The sequence below is a fragment of the Streptomyces nanshensis genome (assembly GCF_001751255.1).
GTDB classification, from domain to species: Bacteria; Actinomycetota; Actinomycetes; order Streptomycetales; family Streptomycetaceae; genus Streptomyces; species Streptomyces nanshensis_A.
In genome coordinates, this window is the sequence record NZ_LJGW01000237.1 from 21,863 (window position 1) to 23,757 (window position 1,895).

General features: G+C 75.3%; 3 protein-coding genes. 2 read left to right on the forward strand and 1 reads right to left on the reverse strand.

Going from position 1 to position 1,895, the window contains the following annotated elements; genetic code table 11:
* Both AN218_RS38240 and AN218_RS13935 read left to right on the forward strand, forming a co-directional pair.
* Positions 1-902 (forward strand): HAD-IC family P-type ATPase (locus AN218_RS38240; protein ID WP_244900448.1); only part of this gene is annotated, 902 nt, incomplete at its 5' end.
* Positions 903-991: 89 nt separating this feature from the next.
* Positions 992-1,468, forward strand: coding sequence for a copper chaperone PCu(A)C (locus AN218_RS13935; protein ID WP_070017166.1), 477 nt, complete (start codon positions 992-994; stop codon positions 1,466-1,468).
* Between the two features lie 134 nt (positions 1,469-1,602).
* Here AN218_RS13935 and AN218_RS34470 read toward each other — a convergent pair.
* A partial coding sequence (locus AN218_RS34470; protein ID WP_216311765.1) for a DUF5134 domain-containing protein occupies positions 1,603-1,895 on the reverse strand: 293 nt, incomplete at its 5' end.

A 1,895-nucleotide genomic window follows, 5' to 3' on the forward strand; every position in this document is an offset into this window, starting at 1 on the left:
CGGTGGAACGGTCCTCGGCGCATCCCGTGGCGGCCGCGATCACCGCGCACGCGGCCGCGACGTCCGCTCAACCCCTCGCCCGCGCCACGGAGTTCAGGGAGCTGCCGGGCCGGGGCGTGGAGGCGGACGTCGAGGGACACCGGGTGCGCGTCGGCCGTACGGACGGCGGGGAGGGGCTGCCCGCCGCGCTGCCCGCCCGGCTCCGCGACGCCGTACGCACGGCCGAGGAGGAGGGGCGGACCGCGGTCCTCGTCACCGTGGACGGCGTCCCGGACAGCGTCGTACGGCTCGGGGACGCGCTGCGCAGCGACGCCTACCGTGCCGTGGACCGGCTGCGCCGGCTGGGGCTCGACCCGGTGCTGGCGACGGGGGACGCGGAGGCCGCAGCGCGTGCCGTCGCGGGGCAGTTGGGCATCGCCGAGGTGCACGCGGGCGTGAGTCCGGAGGAGAAGGCGGCGCTGGTACGACGCCTGCGGGAGGAGGGCGGCCGTGTCGCGGTCGTCGGGGACGGCGTCAACGACGCCGCCGCGCTCGCCGAGGCCGATCTCGGCATCGCCATGAGCGGCGGCGCGGACGCCGCGATCGGCGCCGCCGACATCACCCTGACCCGCGAGGACATCCGATGTCTGCCCGACGCCGTGCACTTGGCGCGGCGCACCCTGGGCACCGTACGCGCCAATCTGCTGTGGGCCTTCGGCTACAACCTGGTGACCGTGCCGCTCGCCGCCGTCGGTCTGCTCAATCCGATGTTCGCCGCCGCGGCCATGTCCGCCAGTTCGCTCCTCGTCGTCGGCAACAGCCTCCGGCTGCGGACGTGGAGCCCCGCGCCGCCGGGCCGTACGCGTCCGCCGTCCTCCCGCCCGTCCGCGCACCGGCGGCCCGCCCTCCGGGAGACGGTGTGAACTCCCCCGCGCCCGGCTCCGGTTCGCCTTCCGGTACCGATACCGGTCAGGCTGCGGGACAGAACGCCCGCAGCGGGGCCGCGCATACCGTGACCCGCTCGCTGTGGTCCGCCCTCGTGCCGGTCGCGACCTGCCTGGCGACGCTGGGCGGCCTCACGGCGTGGACGGCCACGGGCGGCGCCGGTCAGCCGCGCGGGCTGGAGGTCTCCCACGGCCGTGTCTTCACGCCGCTGCGCGAAGGCGCCACGTCGGCGTACTTCACCATCCGCAACACCGGTGCGGTGCGCGAGAAGCTGACCGGTGTGACGACCGCGCGGGGCAGCAGCGCCATGCTCAACCGCAACGTCACCACCGAGGGCGGCGCCCGGAGCATGACGACGGTGCCCTACATCTCCGTGCCGGAGCACAGCACCCTGCGGATGTCGCCGTACGCGCTGAACGTGATGGTCACCCCGGCACCGCGGATCAGACCGGGCGAACGCCTCCGCTTCACCCTCCACTTCGAGGACCGCGAGCCCGTCACGGTGCGGGCGCTCGCCGTACGTCCGGGAAGCCTCGCCGACTGACCGCGGGAGCGTCGCGGGCACCGGACGTCGCCGACCGGCCGCGGCCGTACGGCAGTTGCCCGTGCGACAGTTGTCCGTACGGGCGCGGCCGACCGCCGCTCGTCAGACGGCTGCTCCTCAGACGGCTGCGGCCGTCACGCCATGAGCGCGAACATCACGGCCATCACCAGCGCCATCGCGCCGTGGCACAGCAGACCGAGTCCGCCTCCGGCGTTCCCGGCCCGGTCCGCGGACGTCGGATCCGCCGACGCGGGACGTACGGACGCGGGCACCGGCGCCCGTGCCGCGTCGAACCCACGGGCCAGCCACCACACGGCCAGCGCCAGAAAGACCGCGGCCAGCAGCCAGGCGGTGGTCTGCTGCGCGGTGCCCTGCAACGACATCGTCGACAGGGCGGAGGGCGCGGCACCGTGGTGGTGGCCGCCCG